This window comes from Melghiribacillus thermohalophilus, assembly GCF_004342905.1.
Lineage (GTDB): Bacteria > Bacillota > Bacilli > Bacillales > Alkalibacillaceae > Melghiribacillus > Melghiribacillus thermohalophilus.
Genome location: NZ_SMAN01000001.1, coordinates 465,911 through 478,808, shown reverse-complemented (window position 1 = coordinate 478,808; position 12,898 = coordinate 465,911). Strand labels below are relative to the sequence as shown.

Sequence of the window (12,898 nt, the reverse complement as noted above, 5' to 3'; positions counted from 1 at the left end):
GGCAAATAGGTAATTTGGGAGATGCTTTGAATGACAAAAGAAAGAAAAATCGTAATCTGGCTGGTCTGGGTTGTCATTTGGCCCGTGTCCCTGTTTTATTTGTATCATTTGTTTACCCCTTCATTTGGAGACAACTGGATCGATATCGTGTCATTTTCTGTATTAATGTTAATCGTAGCTTATTTTCCGATCGTTGTTGATGACACGCCCATCTTTTTTATTCAGGGGATCAGTCTGACTGTCTTCCTGTATTATGGGCTTTTTATTGAAATTATTTTGACGCAGATGGCAGCCTTATTTCTCATCCTGCGACTTCGGATCGGGAAAAATGAGCTGCACCGGATCCCTATCAATCTCCTGATGTTCTTACTAACTTCTATATTTGGTGCAATGATCTATTATCTTTTTGGCGGCACCCACGGGGATTCAGTTGAAATCATTCCAACGATGGGGTATATATTTGGAATTTTTGCATCCAACCAGGTTTTGCTGTACCTGTTCCGCAACTTTGTGACACAGCAAAAATTTAAGTTTTTTAACGTCGGGCTTTTATGGGAACTGCTAACGACACTAATCGTTCTTCCTGTCGGTTTTGTCCTGTATCTCCTCTACGTCGAAATGGGCATCGGAGCCATTTATTATGTCGGGACTCCGTTTATAGCCGTATCATTCATTCTGAAAAGTTACTACACAAGCAGAAGAATTAATAAATATATGAGAAAAACCAGTGACATTGGCCAAAAATTAACAGGAAAGCTCGATGTAAAAGAAGTGCTGGATATCCTTGTCAATGAAGTCAAAGATCTATTGAGTGTGGAGTATACGTATATCTGGGATATTTTAAACACAAATGAGACGATGAAGCTCATCCGGTTTGCCGATCAACATGGCCAGCAGAAACCTCCCGAATATACCCTGAAAAAAGGCGAGGGAATAAGCGGGATCGTTTATGAGAAAGGTGAAGAGATTTTTTTTGACCGGAAAAAGAAATGGAGCCACATCGAAGATCCGACTATTCCCGAATCTGCAGAAAGTGTGTTATCCGTACCTGTTCATCGGAATGAAGATATTGTAGGGGTGATGACGCTCGCATCCAACAAAAGGAGAGCTTTTGAGAAATATCATCTCATGTTGATTAAAATCGTGTCCAATTATCTGGCAGTCGCAATTGAAAATGCCCGTCATTATCAGACGACAAAAACGAAGACGGAAACATGCCATCTCACGAAACTGTATAACTACCGCTTCATTCAAAATTATTTGCAGCAGCTGTTCGAAGACATGGAAGCAAAAGGAATTCAGGAGACCGTTTCTCTGATTTTGCTGGACCTTGATCATTTTAAACAGATTAATGATACGTATGGTCATGAAAGCGGAAATGAAGTGTTATGCCAGCTGGCTGACAGGCTAAAACAATTTATTGGCAAGCAGGGAATCGTTGCCCGTTATGGTGGAGAAGAATTTGTCATTCTGCTGCCGGGGACGGATAAGGACCATGCAACCCGTCTGGCAGAAAGGGTGCGGATTGAACTTGCAAGTAAACCTTTTACCCTTGTCCAGCATATTCAGAATGGGCAGGACTCAATTGAAGTAAATGTAACAGCAAGCATCGGGGTTGCCTCCTATCCGGCAGATTGTGAAGACCCCAATGAATTGATTCGACATGCAGACCGGGCAATGTATATGGGGGCCAAACAAAAGGGAAGAAATCGAGTTGCTGCTTACAAAAGTGCCATAGAGTAAAAACAGGCTGGGGACCATAATGGATTTAACGGCGGGAAAGAAGAACAAATTACCTGGAATATTAACGCAGTCCAAATACCAGGATTTCTGCAAAAAGAGCACGAGTCGAATTTCCAGCAGTCAGCAAAAAGATGTGCTGGCGAAAGAGTCTTATGCTGTGCTCTCGGGATGAGGAAACATTTGACAAAGGGACAACCATCCGAACTCATTTATGTAAAGGTTAACTAATGTTCCTTTTTCATTCCGTTTTCCGTTTTTTTTAGTCATTTTTTCAGTTTTGCAGAAAGTAAAGGTGTAAAGGTTCATGGGATGTTGACATAGCTCACAGAAAAAATGAAAATGAATGGCTGAAAATAAATATATTTTACGGTTTAGATGACCTTTTGCCGTTATTTTTCGAAAAATTTAATGGACAAGCTGACAAAGCTCGTCGCCTTTTTTGAACCGGTTATGATACATTCGTGTAAAAGCAGAAAAGGCGGGTTAGAACATGAGCAGTCAAAGGCCAGTATCTATTACAATAAACGGGAAAAGAAAAGTGAATGAAAAGGACAGGATAAAAGCAAAATCAGAAGTAGCGGCTTCCGTTGAGGAAGCAGCCATCCATTACAATGAAGATGAACCGGAAACCCATGAAATAAATATTTATGAACGGACCTATGAAAGGAAGCCATTAAAAAGGCGCTACAGTCACTTCAAACCATTTATGATTGCATCCATTTCTGCCACGGTGGTAGGCATTCTATTTGGGTTAATTATGTTGAAGATGATAGCTGAAATCGGACATTCAGAGGCAACGGGATCTGCCGGCGATCCTTCAACACAGGTTCTCGATCAGACAGGGGAGGAAAAGGCAGATCATGCCCAACAGAACCAGCAGGGATCTGCAATGACCGAGTCCACCTTTCCTGAAATGGCAGCCTATGTCGTTCAGACAGGAATCTTTTCTACAAAGGAACAGGCAGAAACGATGAAATCCAGCCTGGCGGATCAGGGATTTTCAGTATCTATTTGGCCGAAAGACGGGACATATTATACATTTGTATCCCTGTCGAATACTAAACAGGACGCTGAGGAAACGGCTCAGACGATTCAGTCTAAGGGCTTTGAAACCTATGTGAAGGAGTGGAAAGTGGTGGGGGCGTCGGTAGAAACAACCGAACAGGAAACATCCTGGATGAATCAGGGGATTAGCTTATTTGAAGATCAATTGTCCCATATGAATGAATCCGATTCAATATCCGAATTTGTACAGTGGCTCAATCGTAAACCCGAACAACTCTCCAAACGCGGACAGACCTTTTACGAATCCGTTCGATCGTCATTTGAAAATCAAGACATAGACCACACGCAGAAGCTTTTTGCATTCTGGATGGCATATTCTGATTATCTTAACTAACCGGTTGCACTTCCGTCTAAATAGACGGATTTTTTTGTTTTAACAATTTTGTGCAGTCCAGTTTATCGACGGGTTTAGACAGGGAAAGCCACTTGTTTTTTCATCTTTTTAATTTGCTGGTTTAAATCTGGTGTAAATAAGCTATTTTTATTGATTAAAATGAGACAACGAAGTGTTCAACAAGCTGGAAAATCCATTTTTACTTTTTTGCTAACAGATCACGAACATTATATGATATAAGACATCATGGAGGTGATTTTTGTGCACAAATTAATTCTCGCATCCTCATCCCCCCGCCGCAGCATGCTCCTGAGTCAGGTAGGCATTCCCTATGAAATTCGTGTTCCAGAAGTGGATGAATCACAGGTGAGATTCGATTCACCCGAATCTCTGGTAAAAGGTCTGGCCAGGTATAAAGGATTAAATACGAAGCTCCGCGATGACTGGGAAGTGATACTTTCAGCAGACACGGTGGTAGCTTACCAAAATCAGATTCTAGAAAAGCCGCAAGATCAACAGGATGCCATACAAATGCTGAAAAAATTAAGTGGAAGACAGCATGAAGTATACACCGGGGTCATGCTGAGAACCAAAAAAGAAGAACGGGTATTTGTTGAAAAGACAACAGTGGAATTCAGGGATTTAAACGACCAGGAAATCAATCGGTATGTATGGACAAAGGATCCAATGGACAAAGCAGGTGCCTATGGGATTCAATCGGGAGGAGCAGTGTTTGTCAAAGGAATTTTTGGTGATTATTACAATGTAGTCGGTCTTCCAGTTGCAAGAGTGGTGAAGGAGCTGGAGAGATACTCCATTTTTCCATTTTCTTCTGGTGCATAAGTGAAAGGAGTGGACATATGTGAGCAGTCAAACGGTTATGATTCGTGATGTGCCAAAAGAAGAACGTCCGAGGGAGAGATTGTTGAAATTAGGACCCAGAGCCCTGTCCAACCAGGAATTGCTGTCCATTATTTTAGGAAGCGGGACGAAACATGAGTCGGTGGTGCTTTTAGCCCAGAGGCTCCTGATGCACTTTGAAGGCCTGTCGCTGCTAAAAGACGCATCGGTAGAAGAATTAACAGCTATTAAAGGCATAGGTGTAGTAAAAGCAGTTAACATTATTGCATCCATTGAGTTAGGGCGCAGAATGCATGCGCTGAAATCAAAGGACAGCTCTGTGATCCGCAGTCCGGAAGATGGGGCTGATTTTGTCATGGAAGAAATGAGGGATTTAAAACAGGAGCATTTTGTTGTTTTGTTTTTAAATACAAAAAATCAGGTCATCCATAAGCAAACCATATTTATTGGAAGTCTAAATGCTTCGATTGTACATCCCCGGGAAGTTTTTAAAGAAGCAGTCAAACGTTCAGCTGCCTCCATTATTTGTGCCCATAATCACCCTTCCGGAGATCCCACTCCATCCCAGGAAGATATTCATGTCACAAAACGTCTGGCTGAGTCCGGAAAAATGTTAGGTATCGAACTTTTGGACCATTTAGTCATAGGAGACCGGAAATTTGTGTCGTTAAAAGAAAAAGGGTATTTATAAAACACTATCTATTTGAAATTTTTTTTCGTATAATAAGATAGAAAGACGTATAAAGCGCCATAAAAAGTGTCAATCACACACTGATGGCGCTTATTGTTATTTTTGTTTTTGGCAATAACACTCGATATTATAGGGAACGCTAAACGAATAGACATTATACTAAGGACAGTTAGACGGAAGAAAGGAAGATCAATGTGGCAAAATTCGGATTTTCACAGGATTTAGGAATAGACCTTGGCACGGCAAACACCCTTGTGTATCTCAGAGGGAAAGGAGTCGTATTGAGAGAGCCGTCTGTTGTGGCAAAAAATAAAGAAACCGGGGAAGTAGAGGCAGTTGGAAATCAGGCAAAGCTGATGATTGGACGTACACCCGGAAATATTTCAGTAATCCGTCCCATGAAGGATGGAGTCATTGCGGACTATGATACAACAGCTATGATGATGAAGTATTACATTAAAAAAGCTTTAAAGAGAAGATCAGCTTTTGCGAGAAAACCTAATGTTATGGTTTGCGTTCCCTCAGGCATTACGATGGTAGAGGAAAGGGCGGTAATCGATGCCACCAAACAGGCAGGCGCAAAGGAAGCCTATCCCATTCCCGAGCCATTTGCTGCTGCAATTGGTGCAGGATTGCCAGTCTGGGAACCTACTGGTAGTATGATTATAGATATAGGCGGAGGTACAACAGAAGTCGCCGTTATTTCCCTCGGAGGGATTGTAACGAGCAAATCGATCCGTATTGCCGGAGATGAAATGGACAATGCTATCATTCAGTATATTCGCAAAGAATACAATTTAATGATCGGTGATTTTACAGCTGAGGTTGTCAAAAAAGAAATCGGCACAGCGAGAAAACCCGAAGTAAAAGAAACAATGGATATTCGCGGCCGTGATCTTGTCAGCGGACTGCCGAAAACCATTTCCGTCAGCAATGAAGAAATCGCGATTGCCCTGAAAGATACGGTTGATTCAATTGTGAATGCGGTGAAAGTGACACTGGAAAAAACTCCACCGGAATTGTCTGCTGATTTAATGGAACGGGGCATTGTGCTGACAGGAGGAGGCGCACTTTTGAAGGAGTTAGACCGTGTCATTAGCGATGAAACACAGATGCCAGTTTTTGTTGCTGAAGATCCGTTAGATTCAGTAGCGGTTGGAACTGGAAAATCATTAGAATATATCCATCATTTCCGCTCAAGTCCAAACGTTGCATCCCGTCCTACCATTGAATAAAGTAGGTGTCGTTTATGACCTCATTTTTCAAGCGCAGAAAACTGATTTTAATTCTGATCAGCATGGTTTTTCTTGTAGCTTTAATCGGCTTTTCCATCCGGGAACGTGAAAATAAAACGTTGCCTGAACAGCTCATTCTGGATACTGCCGGATGGATTCAGTCCATCTTCCATGCCCCTGTAAGTATGATTGAAAACTTTTTTAACCATTTGCATGATTTAAAAAATACGTATGAACAGAATGAATTATTAAAGTCTAGACTGTCTGAATATAAAAATTTACTCTATGAAGTGCAGGCCCTCGAGAAGGAAAATGAAGAACTGAGAGCGATTATCGATAAAGAAAAATCCTTGAGGGATTACCGGACCATTCACGCGGAAGTCATTGCGAGGACAAGGGAGGCCTGGTTCAGGCAGGTGACTATTAATAAGGGATCTCAACATGGGATTCAAGCGAATATGGCGGTGATTACTGCTGATGGAATGATTGGGAAAATTCAGTCCACCACCCCATTTACTTCTAGAGTCCAATTGTTAAGCGGATTTGACCGAAATAATAAAATTTCAGCAGTCATATCCGACCAGGAAAACGTGTTTGGGTTGATTGAAGGATATGATGAAGAAAAGAAAATGTTATTATTCCAGAGCATTTTGGAAGAATCAGAGATTACAGAAGGACAGCTTGTCGTCAGTTCAGGAATGGGCGGTGTTTTTCCGTCGGGACTTGTAATCGGGACAGTTGAGTCTGTCGAAACCGATTCGTTTGGACTAACGAGGATTGCTTACGTGAAGCCTGCTGCAGACTTAAGCAATCTTAATCATGTTATGGTCATCGACCGGGAAGAGTTTTCCCCTGCCTTAGATGAGGAAGAAATGGAGGAGGAATCATGAAGCGCATTATTCTTCCCCTTTTCTTGCTGCTTTTTCTGGTACTTGAGGGTATTTTTCCTGAATTGGTCCCCCGGAAGCTGAATGGTTCCGAAATCTATATCATTCCTTATTTTGTTATGTCGTTTCTTATTCTTATGGCCATTTTTTATGATTATGATCAAACCTATCAATCAATATATTATGCCATTGTTTTTGGATTTTTGACCGATTTGCTTTATACCGATTTAATCGGGGTGTATATGTTTACATATGGGGCTGTGGCTTATTTCGTTCACAAATTTAAAAGAGTTTTGCATGCGAACTTTTTTGTCACCTTTATTTTAACTCTTTTTGGGGTGTCGTTAAGCGATACGCTGATTTACATGATGTATGCTGTCATCCAGATTACTAGTATGGCTCCTGTGGAATACGGCATGACCCGGCTTCTTCCCACCGTTCTGGCAAATATGATTACGATGGCTGTTTTGTATCCCTTGTTTTACAGAAGAATGTGGAAATGGTCAGAGGAACTTATGTCGCATCGCAAAACCGTTTAAAGGATTTTTGTATGCTGTATCGAATTTGTACTATTGAGGTGAACCTTTGTGAATAAAAACAAACATGCCGTAACCATCAAAGGAACAAAAGATGGCTTGACATTTTTTATAGATGACTCATGTTCTTTTGACCAGGTCATTAAAGACTTGAATCACAAACTTTCATCCTCTCTCATGGAAAAAGACCAGCAGCTGATCCGGGTAAATGTACAGGCCGGAAATCGGTATTTAACAAGAGAGCAGGAAAATCAGATTCGGGAAATGATTCGGGGCAAGAAAAACTTTGTTGTCCATGACATTGTCTCAAATGTCATTACAAAGCAGGAAGCAATGGAGTGGAAGAAAGACTCCGAAATAACTCCTGTTTCAAAAATTGTTCGCTCCGGTCAGGTTGTTGATGTCAGAGGGGACCTTCTGTTGATCGGTGATGTGAACCCCGGCGGAAAAATTTCGGCTACCGGAAACATTTATGTGATGGGACAATTAAAAGGGATAGCTCATGCAGGTGCGAACGGGGATCGGGAAGCTATTATTGCAGCTTCTTATATGAAACCAAGTCAGCTGAGAATTGCGGATCTAATCAGCCGTTCACCGGATTATGAAACAGAGGGCGTTCACATGGAATGCGCTTACATAGATCAGGATCAGGAGCAAATTGTCATTGACCGCTTACAGGTATTGGCAAAGATTCGCTCATATTTATCGATTGCGGAAAGGAGAATGGCGAATGGGTGAGGCAATTGTAATTACTTCAGGTAAAGGCGGGGTAGGAAAAACGACGACAACCGCTAATATAGGAACAGCTCTTGCTTTAATGGGAAAAAAAGTATGTCTCGTCGATACCGACATCGGACTCAGGAATCTTGATGTGGTTATGGGGCTGGAAAACCGTATTATTTATGATCTTGTGGATGTGATAAAAGGTCGCTGTATACTCAACCAGGCACTGATCCGGGATAAACGGTTTGATTGCCTTCATTTTCTTCCGGCAGCCCAGACTAGTGACAAAACCGAAGTAACGCCTGAAGGAATGAAAACCATCATTAAGGAACTAAAACCCGATTATGACTTCATACTCATCGATTCACCGGCAGGGATCGAACTGGGCTATCAAAATGCGGTTGCTGGTGCAGATCGGGCAATTGTTGTGACTACTCCCGAAAAATCGAGTGTAAGGGATGCAGATCGGATCATCGGTTTACTCGAAAAAGAGGATTTAAGTCATCCTCCCGTCTTGATTATCAACCGAATCCGAAATCATATGATGAAAACAGGAGATATGCTGGATGTCGATGATATTGTCACGACTCTCTCCATTGATCTCCTTGGAATTATAGCCGATGACGAAGAGGTGATTAAAGCCTCTCACCATGGAGAGCCTGTTGCATTTCAGCCTGATACAAAAGCGTCCATTTCCTACCGTAATATCGCACGGAGAATTCTGGGGGAACAGGTGCCATTAATGGCGCTGGAGGAGAACAAAGGTGTATTTGCAAAGGTGAAAAAGTTTTTTGGAATCAGCAGCAAATGATGACTGCTTGTTTGATTGAACTGTCAGTTGCAGGACAGTTCTTTTTTTTGCAGAAATACTTGTGACTCCTCTGTTTTTCCTGGCTGTCATATTTGATCATCCCATCGAATAGACTTGTACAAATGATGTGCAGGGGGATGAGAAAATTGAAGAACAGAGATATCCAGCAGATCAGGAAAAACATTGCTCTACGAAAAAAAGCCAAAAAGAATAAAAATGTTTCAGACCCTCCATCCGCAAACTCAACCTACTCCCTAAATGAAGAAGAGAAACACGGCTTTTATCCCTTTGTAAGTGATCAATCATCTTCGAATTCCCATAATGTGTGGATGATGTCGATATTATTTAAGACGCTTCTGGCTGCCATTTTGTTTTTTTCTGTTGCCATTATTTTTCAGGTTGAATCTGAACGACTGGATCAACCCAAACAATATTTAAAGACGGCATTAACCCGAGAATTCCCGTTTGCAACCGTGCAAACCTGGTATCGGGATCACTTTGGTGCTCCTTTTTCTATGGTGAATAAAAAAAACAGTGATGAAAATGGATCTGATGATGAAAATAGTCTTCCAGTTCATGGTATGATTTCTGAATCCTTTTCTAATAGCGGCGAAGGCCTGACGATCACATCGGAAGAGGAGGCAAGTGTGACAGCAATGAACGAGGGAACGGTGATTTTTGCCGGTAAGAAAAAAGACCTGGGAAATACCGTGATTATTCAACATACGGATGGGACAAATACCATTTATGGAAATTTGGATCATATCGATGTTTACTTATATGAGTTTATAGACAAACAGGAATCGATTGGCACCATTTCTCCAGGTGAAGGAAAGGAAGCTTCTTTGTTTTTTGCTATTCAAAAAGGGGACGAGTATATCAATCCAGTAAAGGTGATGAAAGTTGATGAAGGTTCGTGATCTGCCTGATCGATTTCATATCCATCCGTTGTTGTGGGCTATGCTGTTGATCGGTTATTTAACCGGTTCCTTTGCTGAACTGCTCATCATCCTGACCATTGTGTTGATCCATGAATTCGGCCATCTGACCATGGCCTTTTTTTTTCGGTGGCGGATAAAAAAAGTCATGCTCTGGCCCTTTGGCGGTGTGATGGAAACAGATGAGTACTATACTAGACCCAGTCTTGAAGAATATTTAGTCCTTCTGATGGGGCCTGTTCAGCATCTATGGGTGTATCTGGCCATCCATTTGCTAAGTATCTGGAACGTGCTGCCTGGCCATATCCTGGAATATGCATTTATGTATAATACATATTTGCTCTTGTTTAATTTACTGCCTGTCTGGCCTCTTGATGGGGGAAAACTGCTGTTTCTGTTTGTCTCAACCTACGTCCCATTTAAAAAAGCTTATGATCACGTAATGATTTTTTCATTCTGGATGGTTATTGGCCTGGTCCTTGTGACGGTTATATATCATTGGTCCACGCTCCACACCATCCTTTTAGCCTGTTTTCTTCTTTATGAAATTCGTCTAGAATGGAAAAGAAAACATTTTGTATATTTAAGACATTTATTGGCAAGATTGCAAAACAATAACCTGTTCAAGCAACAGAAATCACTCGTTGTTTCTCCTTATACAACCGTTTCAGAAGCAGCAAAGGGTTTTTATAAAGGACGTTACCATACCATCCATATCCCGGTGGACGTAGAGCGGAAATCCTTTGTTGCTCTTGAAGAAACGGATTGTCTGCATGCTATATTTACTGACCAGAAACCATTTTTGCGATTGGAACAGCTTGCCAAAAAGATCTGAAAATCGAATTGGAGCGATCGTGATGAAAACGGCGTATATCCAGACCCTTACTTCTGAGAAAGCAGCTTTGCTATATGACGAAAATCAGCTGGAATATATAACTGTGGAGCGGCCCCAGCAAAATAATCTTGTAGGGAATATTTACCTTGCGAGGGTTCGAAACATGGACAAATCCCTTCAGGCTGCCTTTGTTGATTATGGAGAAAAAAAGCATGGTTTTCTTCCAAATCAAGAAATTCCCGGGAAAAGGGGACGTATCGAACAAAAGGTCCATGAGGGTCAAACTTTGTGGGTACAGGTTGTGAAGGAGCCCTATGAAGAAAAGGGAGCTCGGTTAACCGCCAATGTCACCCTCCCCGGAAGGCGAATCATCTATATGCCCTATGGGGGGTATGTCGGGGTATCGAAAAAAATTTCTGATCGGGATCAATCCCATTTGCGAAAAACCGTAAAGAGCTGGTGTGAAGATGGGGAAGGAGCGATTGTACGCACTTCGGCCCGCTCAGCTTCAAATGATGAACTAAAACAAGAATTTCTCCACCTGAAACTTATGTGGAAAGCGATTGAGAAGAAACGGACATCCACAAAAGTCCCTTCCTGTGTGTTTGAAAACTGGGAGATTCCCGATCGGTTTCTCCGAAAAATGGGCGAAGCAGCCGATAAAATCATTGTCGATGATATTAACACAGCCCAATATATCAAGAAAAACTTCCCTGATTTGAACGCGCGGGTGAAGTGGGAAGATCGCTTTGAACAACTCCTGCCCCATTCGATAAGTCAGATTATTGCACAGATGACAAGAAAAAACATACGACTGTCCTCTGGAGCAGAGATCATTTTTGAAAAAACACGTGCCTTTACGATCATCGATGTGAACACAGCCTCTTTTGCGGGTAACATGAACAGGGATGAAACCATCTTGTCCGTAAACCTTGAAGCTGCAGAGGAGATCATGAAACAGCTTCGTCTCCGCAACATCTCAGGCATTATTTTGATAGATTTTATCGATATGGAGAAAGAAGGACACAGAAATCATCTGCTGAAACAGATGAAACAGTTGTGCCAGCAGGATATCGTATTTGCGGAGGTTCATGGCTTTACCAGACTGGGTATACTGGAAATGTCCCGCAAAAGGGAAGGACTGGATGCATACTCCCTTTTTCTCAGTAATCAGGATGAACCGCTGACATGGTCATTCGAAACTTATGCTTATCAGCTTGAAAGGGAGTTGATCCAGTACAGACATAACGATCAGGATGCCGTCATGATCGAAATTCATCCAGATTGCTATGAGGTATTTTTAAATTTGATCGATATGAACAGATTGACCGGGCTATTGAATTTCCATGTATATGTGCAAAAAAATGATTTGCTTGAAAAGCCTTATGCGTTAAAATATACAGGTGATGAATTGTGGCTAAAAAAGCATTATTCAAATGTTGACAAACTTTGATAGCCTGTGATACCATTTGAATGTTATATCGTAGCACCATGTGCTACAACCGCTCAGAACAGGTTTAAAATCTCATGTTTGAATGAGTACCTGTATGGCGAGTCTGAGTACAAGAGGAGGTGCAGAAAATGTACGCAATTATTGAAACTGGCGGAAAACAAGTGAAGGTTGAAGAAGGTCAGGAAATCTACATTGAAAAGCTGGATGCTGAGGCTGGTGAAACCGTAACCTTTGATAAGGTTCTGGCTGTAGGCGGAGATCAATTTAAAGTTGGTTCCCCATATGTGGAAGGAGCATCTGTTTCTGCGAAAGTAGAGAAACAGGGGCGCCAGAAAAAAATTACGGTTTTCAAATACAAGCCTAAGAAAAACTATAAGCGTAAGCAGGGCCATCGTCAACCTTACACAAAAGTTGTCATTGAAAAAATTCATGCATAAGGAATTATGCACATGATACATGTTCATATTGAACGAAATCACCAGAACGATATTACGGCTTTCGAACTCAAAGGCCATGCAGATAGTGGACCAAAAGGATATGATTTAGTCTGTGCTGCTGTATCGGCTATATCCTTTGGAGCAATCAATGCAGTGATGAAACTGTGTGAAATCGAACCCCGGGTGGATCAGGGGAAAAATGGCGGATATTTGAGAATGGAACTTCCGCTGAACCTGGATCAGGAAGTATTTCAAATCGCTCAAATTTTGCTAAAGGGAATGCTTGTTTCTTTGCAAACCATTGAATCGGATTACGGTGAGCATATAGCTATACATGACAAATAAGGAG

At 41.6% G+C, this 12,898-nt stretch carries 14 protein-coding genes and 1 other annotated feature; all 14 genes read left to right on the top strand.

Translation table 11 applies throughout. The annotated features are described in order from the left end of the window. Positions 1–30: 30 nt before the first annotated feature. Positions 31–1,743, top strand: a complete 1,713-nt coding sequence (locus EDD68_RS02460) for a sensor domain-containing diguanylate cyclase (protein ID WP_132370623.1) — start codon at positions 31–33, stop codon at positions 1,741–1,743. A 490-nt stretch (positions 1,744–2,233) separates the two neighbouring features. After that, a complete protein-coding gene (locus tag EDD68_RS02455; protein WP_132370622.1) occupies positions 2,234–3,142 on the top strand; it encodes an SPOR domain-containing protein in 909 nt (302 codons plus the stop codon). Between the two features lie 261 nt (positions 3,143–3,403). After that, on the top strand, positions 3,404–3,985 hold the full coding sequence (locus tag EDD68_RS02450) for a Maf family protein (RefSeq protein WP_243646724.1): 582 nt from the start codon (positions 3,404–3,406) through the stop codon (positions 3,983–3,985). A gap of 37 nt (positions 3,986–4,022) precedes the next feature. Beyond that, positions 4,023–4,694, top strand: coding sequence for a RadC family protein (gene radC / locus EDD68_RS02445; RefSeq protein WP_132370673.1), 672 nt, complete (start codon positions 4,023–4,025; stop codon positions 4,692–4,694). 194 nt (positions 4,695–4,888) lie between these two features. Next, a complete protein-coding gene (locus tag EDD68_RS02440) occupies positions 4,889–5,929 on the top strand; it encodes a rod shape-determining protein (RefSeq protein WP_132370620.1) in 1,041 nt (346 codons plus the stop codon). Positions 5,930–5,943: 14 nt separating this feature from the next. Further along, positions 5,944–6,819: a rod shape-determining protein MreC gene (mreC, locus tag EDD68_RS02435; protein WP_132370619.1), complete on the top strand. Its 876-nt coding sequence runs from the start codon at positions 5,944–5,946 to the stop codon at positions 6,817–6,819. After that, positions 6,816–7,355, top strand: a complete 540-nt coding sequence (gene mreD / locus EDD68_RS02430; protein WP_132370618.1) for a rod shape-determining protein MreD — start codon at positions 6,816–6,818, stop codon at positions 7,353–7,355. Before mreC ends, mreD begins: the two co-directional genes overlap by 4 nt. Before the next feature lie 48 nt (positions 7,356–7,403). After that, complete coding sequence (minC, locus tag EDD68_RS02425) at positions 7,404–8,090, top strand: septum site-determining protein MinC (protein ID WP_132370617.1); 687 nt, start codon at positions 7,404–7,406, stop codon at positions 8,088–8,090. After that, positions 8,083–8,886, top strand: coding sequence for a septum site-determining protein MinD (gene minD / locus EDD68_RS02420; protein ID WP_132370616.1), 804 nt, complete (start codon positions 8,083–8,085; stop codon positions 8,884–8,886). The genes minC and minD overlap by 8 nt, the downstream gene beginning before the upstream one ends. 146 nt (positions 8,887–9,032) lie before the next feature. Beyond that, entirely contained in the window at positions 9,033–9,806 is a 774-nt protein-coding gene (locus EDD68_RS02415; RefSeq protein ID WP_165902034.1) for a M23 family metallopeptidase, read from the top strand. After that, positions 9,793–10,659: a site-2 protease family protein gene (locus tag EDD68_RS02410; RefSeq protein ID WP_132370614.1), complete on the top strand. Its 867-nt coding sequence runs from the start codon at positions 9,793–9,795 to the stop codon at positions 10,657–10,659. The genes EDD68_RS02415 and EDD68_RS02410 overlap by 14 nt, the downstream gene beginning before the upstream one ends. Positions 10,660–10,681: 22 nt before the next feature. Next, on the top strand, positions 10,682–12,112 hold the full coding sequence (locus EDD68_RS02405) for an Rne/Rng family ribonuclease (protein WP_165902033.1): 1,431 nt from the start codon (positions 10,682–10,684) through the stop codon (positions 12,110–12,112). A 37-nt stretch (positions 12,113–12,149) separates the two neighbouring features. Continuing rightward, positions 12,150–12,227: a sequence feature (ribosomal protein L21 leader region), on the top strand. Positions 12,228–12,240: 13 nt separating this feature from the next. Then, a complete protein-coding gene (gene rplU, locus EDD68_RS02400) occupies positions 12,241–12,549 on the top strand; it encodes a 50S ribosomal protein L21 (RefSeq protein ID WP_132370612.1) in 309 nt (102 codons plus the stop codon). A 12-nt stretch (positions 12,550–12,561) separates the two neighbouring features. Further along, positions 12,562–12,894: a ribosomal-processing cysteine protease Prp gene (locus EDD68_RS02395; RefSeq protein ID WP_132370611.1), complete on the top strand. Its 333-nt coding sequence runs from the start codon at positions 12,562–12,564 to the stop codon at positions 12,892–12,894. Positions 12,895–12,898: the final 4 nt, after the last annotated feature.

Excerpts from the sequence above, each read along its gene's own strand:
- EDD68_RS02460 (WP_132370623.1), top strand. The coding sequence starts at position 31 with ATGACAAAAGAAAGAAAAATCGTAATCTGGCTGGTCTGGGTTGTCATT.
- EDD68_RS02455 (WP_132370622.1), top strand. The coding sequence starts at position 2,234 with ATGAGCAGTCAAAGGCCAGTATCTATTACAATAAACGGGAAAAGAAAA.
- radC (WP_132370673.1), top strand. The coding sequence starts at position 4,023 with ATGATTCGTGATGTGCCAAAAGAAGAACGTCCGAGGGAGAGATTGTTG.
- mreC (WP_132370619.1), top strand. The coding sequence starts at position 5,944 with ATGACCTCATTTTTCAAGCGCAGAAAACTGATTTTAATTCTGATCAGC.
- mreD (WP_132370618.1), top strand. The coding sequence starts at position 6,816 with ATGAAGCGCATTATTCTTCCCCTTTTCTTGCTGCTTTTTCTGGTACTT.
- minD (WP_132370616.1), top strand. The coding sequence starts at position 8,083 with ATGGGTGAGGCAATTGTAATTACTTCAGGTAAAGGCGGGGTAGGAAAA.
- EDD68_RS02410 (WP_132370614.1), top strand. The coding sequence starts at position 9,793 with ATGAAGGTTCGTGATCTGCCTGATCGATTTCATATCCATCCGTTGTTG.
- EDD68_RS02405 (WP_165902033.1), top strand. The coding sequence starts at position 10,682 with ATGAAAACGGCGTATATCCAGACCCTTACTTCTGAGAAAGCAGCTTTG.
- rplU (WP_132370612.1), top strand. The coding sequence starts at position 12,241 with ATGTACGCAATTATTGAAACTGGCGGAAAACAAGTGAAGGTTGAAGAA.
- EDD68_RS02395 (WP_132370611.1), top strand. The coding sequence starts at position 12,562 with ATGATACATGTTCATATTGAACGAAATCACCAGAACGATATTACGGCT.